Genomic DNA, 16377 nt, shown 5'->3' on the forward strand with positions numbered 1-16377 from the left:
GGGCCGCCGGTTCAGCCGTTTCGGGGATCGGTCATCCGTGGCCGGGCCGACTCGGCTCGCGGCGGTCCGGCAGCGGGACGGACGGCTGACAGTGTGTCAGGAAATATGTGTGCACTATGCGCACACGGTGTGCATGGTGTGCTTTGGGCGTGGCTAGTGTGACCGAAACACCTTGGGCGGCACAGGCCCTCGCGGCGCCGTAGCGCCGTACGAGCGACAACGCCCCGCCCCGTGCGAAGGAGCACACATGGCAGACCTCCGACCAACCCCGGCACCCGACGCCGATCCCCAGGCGGCCTCCCGTAAGCGCAACGCCCTGGCGGCCGTCGTGGGATCCGTACTGGAGTGGTACGACTTCTTCCTCTTCAGTACGTCCGCGGCGCTGGTCTTCAACAAGATCTTCTTCTCCGGTGAGTCGGAGTACGTGGCGACGCTGGCGTCGTTCGCCACGTTCGCGGTGGGTTTCGCGGCCCGCCCGATCGGTGGGCTGATCCTTGCCCACCTGGGCGACCGGTGGGGCCGTAAGCCCGTCCTCCAGATCACCCTGGTGCTGATGGGGGTGGGCACGCTCGCCATCGGGCTGCTGCCGACGTACGAACAGATCGGCGTGTGGGCACCCGTCCTGCTGGTGTTCTGCCGCATCCTCCAGGGGCTGGGCGTCGGCGCGGAACTCGGCGGCGCGTACGTGTGGACCACCGAGAGCGCCAAACCCACCCAGCGCGGTTTCTACGCGGCGCTGCCCGGCGGTGGCGAATTCCTCGGGGTGGTGTGCGCGTCCGGTGCGATGGCGATCGTGTCGTCGATGGACGAGGAGAAGTTCCTCAGCTGGGGCTGGCGCATCCCGTACCTCGCCTCGATCCTCGTGGTGATCGCCGGCTTCGTCCTGCGGCACATGGCAGAGGAGAGCGAGACGTTCAAGGACGCCGTCGCGGAGGGCAAGAAGGAGAAGGCGCCGCTGGCCGCCGCCGTCCGCGGCCATGGCAGGACCATTCTGCTGATGATCGGCGCGGGCTGCGCGACGGCTGTCGCCTCGTACTCCATCCAGGGCTATCTCCCGGCGTACACCACACAGCAGTTGGGGCTGCCGGCGAATGTGGCGGTCATCGCGATCACCATCGCCGCGGCCGTGTCGGTCTTCGGCGTGCCGATCGGCGGCTGGCTCTCCGACCGCGTCGGGCGACGGCCGCTGATGATCGGTGGTGCCATCGCGATAGCCCTGTTCGCGGCGCCGTTCTGGCTGCTCGTCGGAACGAAGTCGTTGCCGGTGATCTCCCTGGCCGTCAGCCTCGGGTTCGCGGTGATGCTCAATTCGATGATCTTCGGTCCCGCGGGCTCCTTCTACTCCGAACTGCTGCCGACCGAAGTGCGGTTCAGCGGCCTCGTGCTCGCCCGCGAAACCACGGCCGTGCTGTTCTCCGGCACCGCGCCGTTCATCGCCACCCTCCTGGTCCATGCCGGAGGAGACCGCCCATGGCTGCTCGTCGGCTACATGGCGCTCTCGGGGATCATCACCGCGGTTTCGGTGCTGCTGCTGCCGGAGACCGCCCCCCGAGCGCTGCGCCGCAAGGCGATCAAGTCCGGGGCCAGTGACGGCAGTACGCCGATCGATGTCGAATACGCGGAGGTGTAGAAGAAGTGTCGGACCACGAAGTGCTGTGCCTGGGCGAAGCCATGGTCCTGGTGGCACCCCGGCACGGGGAGCCGCTCGCCACGGCCCGGGACGCGGCCCTCTCGGTCGCGGGTGCCGAGTCGAACGTCGCACAGTACCTCGCCGATCTGGGCCACCGGGTGGCATGGGCGAGCCGGGTGGGCGGCGACCCCCTCGGCGACCGGGTGCTCACGGCGGTCGCCCGGCCCGGGGTGGACGTGCGCCATGTCGAGCGGGATCCGTCCGCTCCCACGGCCGTCTACTTCAAGGACCCGTCCCCCGAGAACGGCACCCGGGTGCACTATTACCGGACTGGGTCCGCGGCCTCGCTGCTCACCCCGGCGTACCTGGACACACTCCCGATCGCCGGGACGCGTCTGGTCCACCTGTCGGGAATCACCGCGGCGCTGTCGGCCGGCTGCGCCCGTACCGCCACGGAACTGTTCGACCGTGCGCGCGCGGCCGGGGTTCTCCGCTCGTTCGACGTGAACTACCGTCCCGCGCTATGGAGTACCGAGGACGCCCATGCGCCGCTGCTCGCCCTGGCCCGGCAGGCCGACGTCGTGTTCGTCGGGCTCGACGAGGCGGCGGAGGTCTGGGGCACCACGACCGCCGAGGACGTACGGGACCTGATCGGTCCCGCGGTGAGCGTGGTGGTGAAGAACGCGGACGTCGGCGCCGTGGTGTTCGAGCCGGGCACGGACCAGGGCACCTTCGTGCCCGCCGAGCCGGTCGACGTGGTCGAGCCGGTCGGAGCGGGGGACGCTTTCGCGGCGGGCTACCTGTCGGCGTGGCTGCGGAACGGCACACCGGCCGAGCGGCTGCGCCTGGGGCACCGCGTCGCCGCGTTCGCGCTCGGCTCGGTCGAGGACCACGCCGACGCCACGTCCCTGCGCCGGCCGGCACCCGGCCCGGGCGGAACGACCCGGTGAGCCAGACGGTCGAGCGGGCCATCCAGATCCTGGAGATGCTCAGCAGAGGCCCACAGCACCCGGTGGCGGTCGCCGAACGGTTCGGCGTGCACCGGACCACCGCGCTGCGCCTGCTCCAGGACCTCTGCCAGGGCGGTCTCGCCCGCAGACGGGAAGACGGCACCTTCGCCGTGGGATACCGCCTGGCCGGGCTGGCGGCGGCCGCCCTGGAACAGTTCGATCTGCGGGCGAGCGCGCACCCGTTCCTCGCCGAGCTCGGCCGCAAGCTCCGGCTCACGGTGCACATCGCCACCGTCGAGAACGGGCGCGTCATCTATGTCGACAAGGTCGAACCGCAGGGCACCGTACGGCTGTACTCGGAGATCGGAAAGCCGGTCGTGCTGCACAGCTCCGGTGTCGGCAAGGCGATCCTGGCGTTCCTGCCCGAGCCCGAACGCGTTTCGCTACTGGCCGGTTACGTCTACGAGCGGTTCACCGACACCACGGTGACCTCCGCCGGCGCGTTCGCCGCCCGGCTGCGCGAGGTCAGGGCACGCGGCTGGGCCGAGGACGACGGGGAGTACGAGTCGTTCGTCAACTGTGTGGCCGTCCCGGTCCGGGACGGCACCGGAACCGTACGCACGGCCATCTCGGTGACGGCGCTGAAAGCCCAGACCGACCTCACCGCCCTGCACACACATCTGCCGGCCATCAGACACACCGCACAGACCGTCTCACGCACACTCGGGTGGACCCAATGAACCCAACGAACCCAATGAACCCAACGAGCACCCCATCCGGACAGTTGTTCCAGGACGCATTCGACACGCTGCCGCTGATGGCCATCCTCCGCGGCTTCGACATCGCACGCACGGTGGAGGTGAGCCGACGGGCCTGGGACGTGGGCATCCGGCTCGTCGAGGTGCCCGTGCAGAACGAGACCGCGGTGGCCGCGCTGCGTGCCGCGGTGGAGGCCGGAGCGGAGCGCGGAGCCGTCGTGGGTGCCGGTACGGTGACCACCGTCGAGCGGGTCGAGCGAGCGGTGGCGGCGGGCGCGGGCTTCACCGTGGCTCCCGGCTTCTCCCGCGAAGTCGCCGAGGCATCACTCGCCGCGGGCCTGCCCCACCTGCCGGGCGTCGCGACCGCGACCGAGATCCAGCAGGCCCAGGCTCTCGGGCTCACCTGGCTCAAGGCGTTCCCCGCGGCCGACCTCGGCGCGGGCTGGATCGCCTCGATGCACGGCCCGTTCCCCGAGGCGCGCTTCGTCGCGACCGGCGGCATGAATCTCTCCAACACCGGGGAATTCCTCGCCGCCGGAGCCGCGGCGGTGTCACTCGGGTCCGCGCTGGCCGACCCCGACCAGTTCGCACAACTGCCCGCACTCATCACCTCGATCACAGAAAAGGCGGACCGATGAAGATCGTGGCACTGGAGACCTTCTCCGTAGCGCCCCGCTGGCTGTTCCTGGCCGTACGCACCGACGAGGGCATCACCGGATGGGGCGAGCCCGTCGTCGAAGGGCGTACGGCGACCGTTGCCGCGGCCGTCGAGGAACTCTCCGACTACCTCATCGGCCAGGACCCCTTCCGTATCGAGGACCACTGGCAGGTGATGACGAAGGGCGGCTTCTACCGGGGCGGCCCCATCCTCTCCAGCGCGGTGGCCGGGATCGACCAGGCGCTGTGGGACATCAAGGGCAAGGCGCTCGGTGTGCCGGTGTACGAGCTGCTCGGCGGCGCGGTGCGCGACCGGGTCCGTACGTACTCGTGGATCGCCGGTGACGAACCGGACAGGGTCGCCGAGCACGCGCTGGAACGTATGGAGCAGGGCTTCGACGCGGTCAAGATGAACGGGACCGGCAAGGCACGGGCGCTGGAGTCCAAGACCGAACTCGACCTGCTGGTGGGGCGGGTGGCCGCCGTACGCGAGGCCATCGGCGACTCGGCCGACATCGCCGTCGACTTCCACGGGCGGGTCTCCCCCGCGGTCGCCCGCGAGGCGTTGCGCCTGCTGGAGCCCCTGCACCCGCTGTTCGTCGAAGAGCCGATCGTGCCCGAACTGACCGCGGACTTCGGGCGCATCTGCTCGACCACGACCGTGCCGATCGCCACGGGGGAGCGGCTGTACTCGCGCTGGGACTTCCGCGACCTTCTCGGATCGGGGATCGCGGTCGCGCAACCGGACCTGTCCCACGCCGGTGGTATCTCCGAGGTCCGCCGGATCGCCGCGATGGCGGAGGCGTACGGTGTGGCGCTCGCCCCGCACTGCCCGCTCGGCCCGATCGCGTTCGCCGCCAGTCTCCAGATCGACTTCGCCAGTCCCAACGCGCTGATCCAGGAGACCAGTCTGGGCATCCACTACAACACGGGGGGAGGCTCCGATCTGCTCGACTACCTGGTCGACAGAAGTGTCTTCGACTTCGCCGAAAGCCACATCAGCCGGCCGACCGCGCCGGGGCTCGGTATCGAGATCGACGAGACCGCCGTACGCAAGGCCGCCGAGGTGGGCCAGCGCTGGCGCAACCCGGTGTGGCGCAACGCCGACGGATCACTGACCGAGTGGTAGGAGCCGGGCGGTCGGCGGGCCGGCAGTCCCCTCCGGAGCCGGTGAACCGTCGACGTGCCTTCAGGCCGACGGTCCGCCCTGCGCGGGATGCGCGGCCGACGGCGAGCGCGGTGAGCGGGAGCAGCGTCAGCGCCGCGAAGTTGGCGCCGACCAGGGCGGGTCCGGTCAGGCCCAGGGAGGAGTCCAGGGCCCGGCCGGCGATGACCGATCCGGCGGCGATGCCGGTGTTGTAGGCGGAGGTCGTCAGCGCGGAGGTGAGGGTGGGTGCGTCACCGGCGAAGCGGACGGCGAGAGAGGTGACGACCGGGTTGACGGTGAACCCGCTCAGCGCGACGAGAAAGACCAGGACGACGGCCGTGACCGGCCTGTTCGACAGCGGGACCAGCAGGCACAGTGTGACGGCGGTGGCCGCCGCGGCGGTGAGGGTCGTGGCCATGGGGCGGCGGTCGCCCAGACGTCCGCCGATGGCCGTGCCGCCGAGGGCCCCGGCGCCGAAGACGATCAGGACCAGTGGCACCGCGCCTTCCGCGATGCCGGTACGGCCGGTCAGCAGCGGGGTGATGTACGTGTAGGTCGCCAGGACGCCACCCATGATCAGTACGGCGGCGGCGAGCGCCAGCCACAGCCGGCCCTGCCGCAGAGCACGCACCTCATCCCGCACGGACACGTCCGTGTGCTGCTCCGTCCTGGGTATGAAGCGGCCGACGAACGCGGCCGCGAGGGCGGCGAGGACGGCCAGCGCCCAGAAGGGGCCGCGCCAGCCGGTGAACTGGCCGACGAGGGAGCCGATCGGAACGCCGACGACGTTGGCCAGGGTCAGGCCGCCCATCATCGCGCCGACGGCCCGGGTCGAGTTGCCGGGGCCCGCCGCCGAGGTGGCGATGACGAATCCCACGGCCCAGAATGCGCCGGTGGCGAGGGCGGTGACGACACGGGCGGCCAGGACGACCGTGAAGGAGCTGCTCAGCGCCGCGACGACATGCCCCAGCGCGAAGACGGCCAGAGCCAGGACCACGGTGTGGCGCCGGGGCAGCCGCAGGGTGGCCATGGCCATGACCGGCCCACCGACGATCATGCCGATCGCGAAAGCGGTGATCAGCAGTCCGGCGTGGGAGACGCTCACACCGAAGTCGCCGGCCATCTCCGGCAGCAGGCCGGCGATCACGAACTCGGTGGTCCCCATCAGGAACGTACCGGCGGCGAGTACCCAGACGACGAAGGGGAGCTTGCCGTGGGTGGGCCCGGACGGCGAGGGCATGGGTGTACTTCTCTCTTTGAGCGGGAACAGCGGCGGACCGGTGACCGGTGGAAACGGGGGAGGGCGGATCAGGAGCCGGCTTCGACGGTGATGCGGCCGGCCCCGATGAGGGCGAATACGGTCACGGGGAAGCGACCGTGCCCGGTGCCGCCCGTACAGGGCGCGGAACCCGTTCCCCTGGCCGTTGCGGCGGCCGGGAGGAGTGCCACGCCCTTCAGGTAACCGTTGTTCCGCCCGGCCGGCCAGTCACCACCGAGGGGTGTACCGCCGGTACATCCCTTCCACGGCACGCGGGACGTACCGTCGAGGTGTGGACAATCGTGAAGAGGTCCGCGAGTTCCTCACCTCGCGGCGTGCCAAGATCAGGCCGGAGCAGGCCGGGCTGCCCGCCGGCAGCCGGCGCCGTGTTCCCGGGCTGCGCAGAAGTGAGGTCGCGGCTTTGGCCGACATGAGCGTGGAGTACTACGCCAAACTGGAGCGCGGCAATCTCGCCGGTGTCTCGCCGACGGTCCTGGACGCCGTCGCGCGTGCCCTGCGGCTCGACGACGCGGAGCGTGCGCACTTCCTCCATCTGGCGCAGGCCGCTGACGGCTCCGACGCCTTGGTCAGGCCGCGGCGTCGCGCCACCCGGCAGTGGACGCCGCACCGCAGCCTGCAGTGGGCTCTGGACGCCGTCACCGCCGGTCCCGCCTTCGTCCGTAACGGCCGCATGGACCTGCTCGCCGTCAACCCACTCGCCCGCGCCTTCTACCACGACGTTTACGCCGACCGTCACAACCGGGCGAACCTCGCACGCTTCAACTTCCTGGACCCCGCCTCCCGGCGGTTCTATCCCGACTGGGATCTTGCCTCGGACATCGCCGTCGCCATCCTGCGCACCGAAGCCGGCCGCAACCCGCACGACAAGGAGCTGATCGACCTGGTCGGCGAGCTGTCCACCCGCAGTGACGCCTTCCGTACGCGCTGGGGCGCCCACGACGTGCGCCTTCACGGCACGGGAACCAAACGCTTCCACCACGCCGCTGTCGGTGAACTCACCCTCGCCTACGAGGGCTTGGAGATGGCCGCCGAACCCGGGCTCGTTCTGACGATCTACACGGCCGAACCCGGCTCACCGTCCGAGGAGGGCCTTCGACTGCTCGCTTCCTGGGCCGCCACCCGGCGCGCCGCCTCCCCCGCCGGGCAGGAGACGTCCCACTGAGCGCGCCGGCGCCGGCCGGTGGATCGGGCCGGTGATCCGGGACAGGGGCAGGCCCGTGGCGTGGTTCGTGCGGGCGAGGATCCCCGCCGTGATGGACACGGCCGTCTCCTGGGGGGTGCGGGCGCCCAGATCGAGGCCGATGGGGGAATCCAGCCGGGTCAACTGCTCCTCGGACAGTCCTGACTCCCTGAGCAGGTCCAGACGCTCGGTGTGAGTGCGCCGGGAGCCCATCGCGCCGACGTAGCCGACGGGCAGGCCGAGTGCGAGGGACAGGAGCGGAATGTCGAACTTGGCGTCATGGGTGAGGACGCAGACAACGGTGCGCTCGTCCACCGCGGTGTGCCGCAAGTAGCGATGGGGCCAGTCGACCACGACCTCGTCCGCGTGGGGAAACCGTGCGGTCGTGGCGAAGACCGGGCGGGCGTCGCAGACGGTGACCCGGTAGCCGAGGAAGCGGCCCGCCTGGCTGAGGGCGGCGGCGAAGTCGACGGCGCCGAAGATCAGCATGCGGGGCCGGGGCGCGTGGACGTGGACGAGGGCGGTCAGCCGGTCGGGGCAGCCCGCCGCGTCCCCGCTCACGGTGGCGCGTCCGCCACGGCCCGTCCGGAGCAGCGCCCTGGCCTGTTCCGCCACCGCCCGGTCCACCGCCCCCTCTGCCCTGCCGCCGAAGGAGGCGTGATCGTTTCCGAAGACGCTCAGCGTCGCGCCGAGGAGGGGCTCGGGTCCCTCCACGAGCTGTGCCACGGCGACCGGCCGGCCTTCAGCCACCTCGGCGAGGGCGGCGGCCAGGTGGCCATGGGCGGGTGTGGCGGGATCGATGTACTGGACGAGGACGTCGAGTTCACCACCACAGGTCAGGCCGACGGCGAAGGCGTCGTCGTCGGAGTAGCCGAACCGGGCCCGTTGCGGGCCGCCGGCCTCGCGCAGCACCTGTCGGCACAGTTCGTACACGGCACCCTCGACACATCCCCCGGAGATGCTGCCGACCGCGTTGCCGTCGCCGTCCACCGCGACCGACGTACCGACGGGCAGCGGTGCGCTCCCGGTGATGTCGACGATCGTGGCCAGGGCGAAGGGACGTGACACACTGCACCAGCGGTGCAGTGTGTCCGCTATGTTCAACATCAGAGAGGTCTCCAGGAGGCGCCGTCACCGAGACGGTGACAGGTCACATCAGTGACTCGGCGGTGATGGGCAGTTCGCGGACGCGGCGGCCGGTCGCGTTGAAGACCGCGTTGGCGATGGCGGATGCCACGCCGATATGGACCACCTCGCCGAGGCCCTTGACGCCGAGCGGGTCCGCCTCACGGTCCTCGCCGTCCAGATAGACGGCCCGGATGTCGGGGACGTCGGCGTTGACGGGGACCAGGTAGTCGGCCAGGCCGGCGTTGACGATCCGTCCGTCGCGATGGTCGGTGACGGTGTGTTCGAGCAGGGCGGTACCGATACCGCCGGTGATGCCGCCGATCGCCTGGCTCTCGGCGAGCTTGGGGCTGATGATGCGGCCCGCGTCGTACACACCGAGCATGCGCCGCACCCGCACCAGCCCGAATGCCGCGTCGACGGCGACTTCGGCGAAGGTGGCGTTGTAGGCGTAGAAGGAATGCCGCTCCTGGCCCGACGGTCCGGTGAACGTGCCGAGTGCTTCCAGGCGGGAGTGACCGTTGCGGGTCAGCAGGCTCGTGTACGTCTCGCCCCGGGCCGGGCTGTCCACGGTGTGCAGCCGGCCGCCGCGCACGACGACGTCGCTCGCGTCCGCCCCGTACAGCGGCGACTCGCGGTCCCCGACGGCCAGCTCGATCGCTCGGCGGCGTACCTGGTCGCAGCCGTCGAGGACGGCGGAGCCGACGCTGGCCATGGTCATGGAGCCGCCGTGCGGCGGGGTCGGCGGATAGCGGGAGTCGCCGAGGCGGAAGGTGACGGTGCGCATGGTCAGGCCGAGGGCGTCGGCGGCGACCTGGGTCTGGGCGGTGTAGGTGCCCGGGCCCATGTCGCTCGCGGCGGCGTCGACCACCGCGGTGCCGTCGGCGTTCAGCCGGACCCGGGCCTGAGCGGTGTTGCGGGCGGTGTCGTACACGCCGGCGGCCATACCCATGCCGATCAGCCAGTCGCCCTCGCGCCGTGAGCGAGGCTCGGGGCGGCGGCGCTGCCAGCCGAACTCGCGGGCGCCGACGGTGTAGCACTCGCGCAGCCGGCGGGTGGAGAACGGCAGGTTCGTCGATTCGTCCTGGGCCGGTTCGTTCCGCTGTCGCAGCTCGATCGGATCGATTCCGAGCTGGTGGGCGAGCTCGTCCATGGCCGATTCGATGGCGAAGGACGCCGTGGCGTAACCCGGCCCGCGCATGTAGAGCGGTGTGTTTACGTCCAGTGGCACCGTGCGGTACGCCTGGCTCACGTCCGGCATGCTGTAGAGCATTTGGCCCGGCGCCAGGACCGACTCCGTGAACGTCTCGTACGACGAGGTCTCCGCGTCGATCTGATGGGCCATGGCGCGCAGCCGGCCGCTCCGGTCGCTGCCCAGACGCAGCCGGTAGCGGTAGGCGGGGCGGAACCCGGTGCCGAAATACTGCTGCTTGCGGGTCAGCACCAGCTTGACCGGTCGCCCGGTCTCCCGCGCGGCCAGGGCCGCCACGACGACGTGCGGCCAGCAGCGCAGTCCGCTTCCGAAGCCGCCGCCGACGAAGGGCGAGATCACCCGCACGGACTCCGGGGGCAGGCCGAAGACGGCGGCGAGTTCGGTCTGCGTACCGACCACCCACTGGGTCTTGTCCCACACGGTGAGCTTGTCGCCGTCCCACCGGGCGATGGTCGCGTGCGGCTCCATCGCATTGTGGTGGTTGCGTGCCATCCGGTACGTCAGGTCCATCCGTACGGGCGAGGACCCCAGCCCGCCCTCCGCGTCGCCACGCGCATAGGTGGTCGGCTCGTCCGGCTCGGCCTTGTCCAGATCGGTGACGGGCCGCCCGGCGGCGTACCGTACGGCGACCAGGCCGGCGGCGTGTTGAGCGGCCTCCAGGGTGGTGGCGACCACCACGGCGACCGGCTGTCCGTGGAAGAGGACCTTCTCGTCCTGGAAGACCCGGAGCCGTCGACCGGCCGGGTTGTTCGACGCCGCGTTGTCACGGTAGGGGAGCTTCGGTGCGTTACGGCAACTGATCACCGTCAGGACGCCCGGGTGGGCCAGCGCGGCGCGGGTGTCGACGGAGACGATGCGGCCGCGGCCGACGCTCGCGTCGACGATGACGGCGTGGACGGCGCCGTCGACGTCGTGCTCGGCGGCGTAGCGCGCCGTGCCCGTGACCTTGAGCCGGCCGTCGACGCGGGACAGCGGGGCACCGACGGCCGCCTGCGGTTGGGGACTCACTTCGTACCTCCTACGACGCGCAACTGGCGTGCGACGGTCCGTTGCAGCAGCTCGACCTTGAACCGGTTGTGGCGCAGTGGGCGGGCCCCGTCCGCCGCCCGCGCGGCGGCGGACTCCCACAAGGACGCGGAGGGGCGTTCGCCGACGAGGTGCTGTTCGACGACGGGCAGCTTCCAGGGCACCGTGCCCACCCCGCCGGCCGCGACCTTCGCCGCACGGATCACCCCGCCCCTGATGTGCAGGGCGACGGCGGCGGAGGTCAGAGCGAACTCGTAGGACTGCCGGTCACGCACCTTCAGATAGCCGGACCGCAGCGGGCGGGAGTGCGCCGGGATCTCCACCGCGGTGATCAACTCGCCTCTGTCCAGGTGCTGTTCCCGGTCGGGGGTCCGGCCGGGCCGCAACAGGAAGTCGGCGAAGGGGATCTGCCGTGCCCCGTCGGGGCCCAGCAGATGCACCTGTGCCTCCAGCGCGGCGAATGCCACGGCGACATCGGAGGGGTGGGTCGCCACACAGTCGTCCGAGGTACCGAGGATGGCGTGGGTGCGGTTGAAGCCCTCCCGGGCGGAGCAGCCGGAGCCGGGCTCGCGTTTGTTGCAGGCGGCGGTCACGTCACGGAAGTAGCTGCAGCGGGTGCGCTGCATGATGTTGCCGCCGATGGTGGCCATGTTGCGCAGCTGCGCCGACGCGCTCAGCTCCAGCGCCTGGGAGACCACCGGGTAGAGGGTGCGTACCGTGGGGTGGGCGGCGGCTTCGGCCATGGTCACCAGCGCGCCGAGGCGCAGTCCGCCCCGCTCGGTGGCGGTGATCTCGCGCAGGGGCAGACCGCTGATGTCGACGACTTCCCCGGGGCGTTCGACGGTCTCCCGCATCAGGTCGACCAGCGTGGTGCCCCCGGCGATGTAGCGCCCGCCGCGGCGGCCCGCGGTGACGGCCTCACGGGTGTCGGAGACACGGGTGTAGGAGAAGGGGTACATGACGGTGCCCTCACTTCCGGTCCGCGGTCTGCTGGACCGCGCGCACGATCTTGACGTAGCAGCCGCACCGGCAGATGTTGCCGCTCATCCATTCCCGGATCTCCTCCGGCGAGCCGGTGTGGCCCTCCTGGAGGCAGCCGACGCCGGACATGATCTGGCCGGGGGTGCAGTAGCCGCACTGGAAGGCGTCCTGTTCGATGAACGCCTGCTGCAACGGGTGCAGCCGGTCGCCGTCGGCCAGGCCCTCGATCGTGGTGACGCGGGCGCCCTCCAGACGCACCGCGAGGATCAGGCAGGCGTTCTGCCGACGCCCGTCGACCAGTACCGTGCATGCTCCGCAGGCGCCGGCGTTGCAGCCCTTCTTGGAGCCGGTCAGGCCGAGGTGCTCGCGCAGCAGGTCCAGCAGCGAGGTCCGGTTGTCGACCGTCACGGTGCGACGGGTGCCGTTGACGGTCAGGGAAACGCGGCTGGTGGGCGCCGCTTCGGAGGAGTCGGCTTCGTCCGCCGCGAGAACGGACGACCCCCCGATCACTCCGGCCACCATCACGCCGCCGCCGACCGCGGTGCCGGCGGCGATGAAGGTGCGCCGCGTGGGCGGCGGAAAGGGCTCGTTGGTTCCGACGGGGGACGGAGCTGCGGAGTCGTGCGCATCAGTGGACATACGGAGGCTCTCGTGTCGCGGACGGACCGGCCGCACACAGCAGCACGGCAGGGGGGGCGGATCGTCGTCTGCAGAGGAATACGGGGCGGTCGGACCGTGGCCGACCTCGCCGTCGTGCGATGAGTGGTGCGTTGCCGGGAACGTCGGGTACCTGGCGGGAGTCTCCTTCCGCCGGCCCTGAGGCGATGATCTCCCCGCGCCCGTTCCGGCCGCCATCGGAGCGGCGGTGGCGGGGAGCCCGGTTCCGTGGGGGAACGCGGCGACTGCTTCGGGGCCGAACCAATGGGGCCGTCCGGGCCGTCCGGTCTTCAGGGAGTCAGGGCTTCAGCAGGACCTTGATGGCCCGGCGTTCGTCCATCGCCCGGTATGCCTCGGCGGCCTGGTCGAGCGGAAGGGTGAGGTCGAAGACCTTGCCGGGGTCGATCCGCCGGTTCCAGATCAGGTCGATCAGCTGCGGCAGGTACCGGCGGACGGGGGCCGGGCCGCCGTGCAGGTGGGCGTGGGTGAAGAAGACCTCCGCGCCGCTCAGTGTCACGTCGTGGGCGACGCCGACGTATCCGACGTGGCCGCCGGGGCGGGTGGAGCGGATCGCCTGGAGTACGGACTCCTGGGTGCCCACCGCCTCGATGACCGAGTGCGCGCCGTAGCCGCCGGTGAGTTCCTTGATGCGGGCGACGCCGTCGTCACCGCGTTCGGTGACGATGTCGGTGGCGCCGAATTCCAGAGCGAGCTTCTGCCGTGACGCGTGGCGGCTCATGACGATGATCCGCTCCGCGCCGAGTTGCCGGGCGGAGAGTACGGCGAGCAGGCCGACCGCGCCGTCACCCACCACCACGACCGTCCTGCCCGGCCCCGCCTGCGCGGCGGTCGCGGCGAACCAGCCGGTGCCGAGCACGTCGGAGGCGGTCAGCAGACTCGGGATCAGATCCTCGTCCGGCATACCGGGAGTGGCCACCAGCGTGCCGTCGGCCAGTGGGACACGCAGCCGTTCCGCCTGAGCGCCCATCGCGTTCACCCATTCGCGCTGAACGCAGGAGGTCTGGTACCCGGCGCGGCAGTTCTCGCAGGTGTTGTCCGAGGTGGAGAAGGCGCCGACCACGAACTGTCCCGGTCTGACCGTGGTCACGGAGCTGCCGACCTCCTCCACGACGCCCACGTACTCATGGCCGATCGGTGAGGGACCCTCGATCGGCTCGATCCCCCGGTACGGCCACAGATCGGAACCGCACACGCAGGTCGCCGACAGCCGGATGACCGCGTCCGAAGGGTGAAGGACCTTCGGGTCCTCCCGCTCCTCCACCCGGAAGTCGCCGGGTGCGTGCATGACGACACCGCGCATGGTGAGTTGCTCCTTGCAGACGGGGACCGGCCGCGTCGGCCGGGCGGGCTGGGTGCCACGTCGTTCAGCAAATCGGCACCTCGTACGGGCATCCAGTCACTGTCGAGGGGTGTACTGCCAATACATCCCTCGCAGAGGGGCGGGCGGCGCCCGGTCGGCGCCGTGAACGCGGACGGCGGCTTCGCCTGACGACCTCGGCAGTACTCAAGGGCAGCGGGCCGCACCGGCACGCGGTGCCCCTGACGCCTCCGCCGCTCCTGTCACGCGCGGCCTCGGCCCGAAGGGCACCACGTACCGGCTCTCTCTGCCGGAAAGTTCTATCTCCGGAACATCGACCAGGCGGTCAACCGCATGCTGTCCTGGTTCGCCGGCGCCGGGTCGCGGAGGGGCACCGCACCGCGGACGCGGCACGGAACCGGGTGTGCGGGGATGCTGGAGGTGCTAGAAGTGCCGCAGACGCAGCAGGAACTGGCAGCCGCCGGAGCGGCCGTCGGCGTCGATCTTCACCGTGGCCGGAGTGCCGACGAAGGCCGAGCGGAACTGGCCCGGGGGCAGAGCGTCCGGGCACTGGCCCGCGTCGCCGTCCGGGTAGAACTGGACGTCGAGGACGATGTTGCCCGTCACGGTGAAGGTGAGGTTGCACCAGCCCGGCTGGCCGTCGGTGTCGACCCTGACGGCCTGCCCGAACACCGGGATCGGCAGGATCGGCATCGAGTAGGTGTCCTGGTAGGACCCGCACTGACTGGCTTCACCGCCGGGGCTGGGCCGGAGCGAGTAGCTGATGGTGGAGCCCGCGAGGGTGCGGTCCGGGTCGTAGACGCCGAACGCCAGCTGGCAGCCGCCGGGACGGCTGTCGGTGTCGAAGCGGATGGCCTGTGTCCAGTCCGGCGAGGCGGCCCACTGCTCCCCGGTCCTCCCGCCGCACTGGCCCGCGTCGCCGTCGGCGTTGAACTGGATGCCGAGCTGCGGTTCGGCGCTGAGCGGGGCAGTTTCCGTCGCGTACGCCGCCGTACTGGACAGGCCGGCGACCATGAAAACGCCTGCGGCCAAGACGCGGGCCAGCGATCTCAGACGTCCGGTCATCCGTAATCCACTCATACGAGCGTCTCCTCGAAATCCGTGGGCGCGACGGCTGGACCCGCCGCGCCGCTGTCGTGTGCCGACCGGCCGGTACGCCCGGCTGGTCCAGACCGCAGTATGGGCGCTGACACTCCGCTCGTATCGCCGTGAACACGCCAATTTTTGAGGGCCCCGCCCGAGGCGGTCACGACGGTCGCGGATCCGGGCGGTCCGCGGCGCGGTCACGAGCTCACCGACGGCGGCCGGCGTGTCTTCACCGTCGGTCGTCGCCGCCCTGGAAGACCTCCTTGAACAGAGGCATGGCCATTGCCGCCAGCGAGGTGCCGTTCGTCGCCTGCACCATCCGCAGCAACTCGGTGGTCGCGTGGAGATCTTCGACGGTCAGGTCTTCTCCGTCACGCATGCGGATCAGAGCGCTCCTGAACGCTTCGACGGTGCGGGCCACGCGAGGGTCGGACATTGCCGAGTCCTTGAAGGGCGGGTCGATGGACGGTGTCATGGGGGTCTGCTCCATGGAGTGGGGCGTGGAACGGTGATGGGGCATCAGCCGACGGGGTACCGAAGAGGCGGAATCCTTCGCGCCTGATCGCGCCGCGGTGGGAATGCCACGGCGGCGCGATCAAGACAATGCGGGAGGCGACGCGATCTCAGCCCCTGACGACGATTTCGGCTTGGTCGCGCTTGGTGGTGTGCAGTTCCCAGTAGGCGGGGACGACGTCCTCTGCTGTGGCCGCCTTGAGCGTGGGGTCGATGGAGGTGCCTCCGAGCGCGACGTCGATGGCGATATGGGCGGCCTGGATGCCGGTGCCGTCCAGTTCCTTGTGCAGGTTGACGACCCAGTTGCGAAGTGCCGCGGCGGCGGCGTTGACGTTGCCGACCATCGGCAGCGGGTCGAGGGAGCCGGCGCCGGTGGTGTAGAGCAGGGTGCCCGTACCGGCCTCGCGCATCGCGGGCAGCACGGCCTTGGTGGCGGCGATCGCCCCGTAGAGCTGGAACTCGATCTGGTCCTGGTAGTGGGAGGGGTCGCCCTCGGCGGGGGTGGCCAGCGTGGTGGATTCGACGGCGAGGGGGGAGTACTCCAGGACGTCGATCCCGCCGAACCGGTCGGCGGCGTCCTTGAGTGCCCGGGTGAGCGAGTCCCGGTCGAGGACGTCCCCGGGGAACCCGGCGGCGGTGATGCCCTCGGCGGTGAGCTTGCCGACGAGACCGTCGAGGTTCTCGCGGTTGCGGGAGATCAGGGCGACGTCGAAGCCCTGCTTGCCGAAGGTGCGGGCGATGGCCAGACCCATCTGGGGGCCGGCTCCGACAATGGCGATGCTGGTCACAGCGATCCTTTCGAAAATCGGTGAGAGTAGCGGCTAATTCGGATAGGC

Annotated in this window: 14 protein-coding genes and 1 pseudogene; 6 read left to right on the top strand and 9 right to left on the bottom strand. The window is 70.7% G+C overall.

Annotation, left to right across the window (positions count from 1 at the left end; translation table 11 throughout):
• Nucleotides 1–247: 247 nt before the first annotated feature.
• The 5 genes from ACFTZC_RS09885 (at nucleotide 248) to dgoD (ending at nucleotide 5124) form a co-directional block, all read left to right on the top strand.
• Nucleotides 248–1630, top strand: a complete 1383-nt coding sequence (locus tag ACFTZC_RS09885; RefSeq protein WP_382888264.1) for an MFS transporter — start codon at nucleotides 248–250, stop codon at nucleotides 1628–1630.
• 5 nt (nucleotides 1631–1635) lie between these two features.
• Nucleotides 1636–2580 carry a sugar kinase gene (locus tag ACFTZC_RS09890; protein WP_382888265.1) on the top strand — a complete coding sequence of 315 codons (945 nt, stop codon included), beginning with the start codon at nucleotides 1636–1638 and terminating at the stop codon, nucleotides 2578–2580.
• Complete coding sequence (locus ACFTZC_RS09895) at nucleotides 2577–3320, top strand: IclR family transcriptional regulator (protein ID WP_382888266.1); 744 nt, start codon at nucleotides 2577–2579, stop codon at nucleotides 3318–3320. The genes ACFTZC_RS09890 and ACFTZC_RS09895 overlap by 4 nt, the downstream gene beginning before the upstream one ends.
• A gap of 77 nt (nucleotides 3321–3397) precedes the next feature.
• A complete protein-coding gene (locus ACFTZC_RS09900) occupies nucleotides 3398–3976 on the top strand; it encodes a bifunctional 4-hydroxy-2-oxoglutarate aldolase/2-dehydro-3-deoxy-phosphogluconate aldolase (protein WP_382888267.1) in 579 nt (192 codons plus the stop codon).
• Nucleotides 3973–5124, top strand: coding sequence for a galactonate dehydratase (gene dgoD, locus ACFTZC_RS09905; RefSeq protein ID WP_382888268.1), 1152 nt, complete (start codon nucleotides 3973–3975; stop codon nucleotides 5122–5124). Before ACFTZC_RS09900 ends, dgoD begins: the two co-directional genes overlap by 4 nt.
• Nucleotides 5125–5305: 181 nt before the next feature.
• Here dgoD and ACFTZC_RS09910 read toward each other — a convergent pair.
• Nucleotides 5306–6382, bottom strand: a pseudogene (locus ACFTZC_RS09910) (MFS transporter); the annotation flags it as partial.
• Nucleotides 6383–6692: 310 nt separating this feature from the next.
• Here ACFTZC_RS09910 and ACFTZC_RS09915 point away from each other — a divergent pair.
• Entirely contained in the window at nucleotides 6693–7583 is an 891-nt protein-coding gene (locus ACFTZC_RS09915) for a helix-turn-helix transcriptional regulator (RefSeq protein WP_382888269.1), read from the top strand.
• Here ACFTZC_RS09915 and ACFTZC_RS09920 read toward each other — a convergent pair.
• The 8 genes from ACFTZC_RS09920 to ACFTZC_RS09955 form a co-directional block, all read right to left on the bottom strand.
• Complete coding sequence (locus ACFTZC_RS09920) at nucleotides 7494–8708, bottom strand: XdhC family protein (protein ID WP_382888270.1); 1215 nt, start codon at nucleotides 8706–8708, stop codon at nucleotides 7494–7496. The genes ACFTZC_RS09915 and ACFTZC_RS09920 overlap by 90 nt on opposite strands.
• Before the next feature lie 43 nt (nucleotides 8709–8751).
• Nucleotides 8752–10947, bottom strand: coding sequence for a xanthine dehydrogenase family protein molybdopterin-binding subunit (locus ACFTZC_RS09925; RefSeq protein WP_382888271.1), 2196 nt, complete (start codon nucleotides 10945–10947; stop codon nucleotides 8752–8754).
• Nucleotides 10944–11924: an FAD binding domain-containing protein gene (locus ACFTZC_RS09930; RefSeq protein ID WP_382888272.1), complete on the bottom strand. Its 981-nt coding sequence runs from the start codon at nucleotides 11922–11924 to the stop codon at nucleotides 10944–10946. Before ACFTZC_RS09930 ends, ACFTZC_RS09925 begins: the two co-directional genes overlap by 4 nt.
• A 10-nt stretch (nucleotides 11925–11934) precedes the next feature.
• Complete coding sequence (locus ACFTZC_RS09935) at nucleotides 11935–12585, bottom strand: (2Fe-2S)-binding protein (protein ID WP_382888273.1); 651 nt, start codon at nucleotides 12583–12585, stop codon at nucleotides 11935–11937.
• Between the two features lie 316 nt (nucleotides 12586–12901).
• Entirely contained in the window at nucleotides 12902–13924 is a 1023-nt protein-coding gene (locus ACFTZC_RS09940) for a zinc-dependent alcohol dehydrogenase family protein (protein WP_382888274.1), read from the bottom strand.
• A gap of 441 nt (nucleotides 13925–14365) precedes the next feature.
• The gene (locus tag ACFTZC_RS09945; protein ID WP_382888275.1) at nucleotides 14366–15007 is read right to left on the bottom strand and encodes a hypothetical protein; all 642 of its coding nucleotides are present in this window, start codon (nucleotides 15005–15007) and stop codon (nucleotides 14366–14368) included.
• A gap of 250 nt (nucleotides 15008–15257) precedes the next feature.
• Nucleotides 15258–15518: a hypothetical protein gene (locus ACFTZC_RS09950; protein ID WP_382888276.1), complete on the bottom strand. Its 261-nt coding sequence runs from the start codon at nucleotides 15516–15518 to the stop codon at nucleotides 15258–15260.
• A gap of 133 nt (nucleotides 15519–15651) precedes the next feature.
• Nucleotides 15652–16329: an SDR family NAD(P)-dependent oxidoreductase gene (locus tag ACFTZC_RS09955; protein ID WP_382888277.1), complete on the bottom strand. Its 678-nt coding sequence runs from the start codon at nucleotides 16327–16329 to the stop codon at nucleotides 15652–15654.
• Between the last annotated feature and the right edge of the window lie 48 nt (nucleotides 16330–16377).

Source organism: Streptomyces sp. NPDC056987, assembly GCF_042673865.1.
Lineage (GTDB): Bacteria > Actinomycetota > Actinomycetes > Streptomycetales > Streptomycetaceae > Streptomyces.